Genomic DNA, 1,320 nt, shown 5'->3' with positions numbered 1-1,320 from the left:
TGTAGTTGCCCCCGTTAAAACGGACAATTTAACATGCCACTTTAAGAGCTCGATACTCTCTCGGTGACATCATTTTCAATCCGCTGTGCGGATGGTAATTATTGTAGTCTTCGAACCACTCAGCGAGCTTGGCTAATACAGTCGCTGCATCCGGGCGGTCATTCAGATACACATAATCTCGCTTAAAGGTCTTCACAAACGCCTCAGCCATACCATTACTTTGCGGGCTACGAACTGGCGTTGTGCAGACTTTAAAGCCTAATGAGCTGGCGAACCGCCGTGTTTCTTCGGCGATATAGCAGCTGCCGTTATCTGTTAGCCATTCGACCGTATGCGGCAGCTCTCGTACATCACCGAAGCGCTGCTCAATGCTTTCAACGAGTACGTCCTGAACCATATCGGCACGGATACCCGTCGTTGTCGCAACGTAGCTCATAATCTCGCGGTCGCAACAGTCTAAGCTAAATACCACGCGCACTTTTTCTTTGTTCCAGCATGTAATTTCAAAGCCATCTGAGCACCAACGGGTGTTCGGATGCAGCGTAATGACCTGACCATCATGAGCGCGGTGTTCGCCCACACGGCCGATGTGTTTGCGCAGCAGCAGGTGGTTCTGGCGCATCATGCGATACACGCGCTTTGGATTCACTCGAGCAATAGCATGCTGCTCAGTTTTCAACTTCCGATTTAGATGCGCGGTAATACGTCGATACCCATTGCTACCACGTTCGCTGCAGATATCCTCAATCAACGGCAATAAAGTGGCGTCATCAGCTTTGCTGTAACGCGCAGAGCGACCTTTTTGACGCCCACGAAGACGCTCATGTAAGTTGGAGCGCGACACACCAAGAATATCGGCTACTCGGAGGACAGAGAATCGTCCAGTGGCAGCAATGGCATGCGCGATATCAACTTTTTTGAGTGGGCTATCTCCAGCGCCTCTTTTAGGATTTCCGTTTCCATAGTTTTACGACCAAGCAGCTGCTCGAGCTGCTTAACCTTTTTCTGAAGCGCTTTATGGTCTGCGGCGCTGACGACGTCATCACCAGATTGAATTGCAGACATACCACCATCTTGCATGAGCTTTTTCCACTTAAACAATAAACTCGGGGTTATACCATTCTGCCTGGCCACCAATGATACCGAATACCCCGGTTGCATGGTCATGGCAACAAATTTAGCTTTCTCTTGTGGAGTATAACGACGGCGACGTTGTTCGCCAGTAAAAATTTCAATGCGCTCCATAGACACTCCTTAAAGATAGGTCTAAGCCTATCGCTTAACTAATGAGTGTCCGTTTTAAATGGGGGCTAATACAGG

Annotated in this window: 1 protein-coding gene; it reads right to left on the bottom strand. The window is 49.1% G+C overall.

The features are described 5' to 3' along the window. Window positions 1–28 precede the first annotated feature (28 nt). Window positions 29–1,245 (bottom strand): IS3 family transposase gene (locus tag A28LD_RS03100; RefSeq protein ID WP_443134841.1). Its coding sequence is split into 2 segments (ribosomal slippage): window positions 29–930 and window positions 930–1,245, totalling 1,218 coding nucleotides; the frame shifts between segments, so codons are not numbered across the junction. Window positions 1,246–1,320 lie beyond the last annotated feature (75 nt).

It is taken from the genome of Idiomarina sp. A28L (assembly GCF_000218785.1).
Taxonomy (GTDB): Bacteria; Pseudomonadota; Gammaproteobacteria; order Enterobacterales; family Alteromonadaceae; genus Aliidiomarina.
The sequence above is the reverse complement of the archived record's forward strand: the minus strand, read 5'-3'. Positions and strand labels throughout refer to the sequence as shown.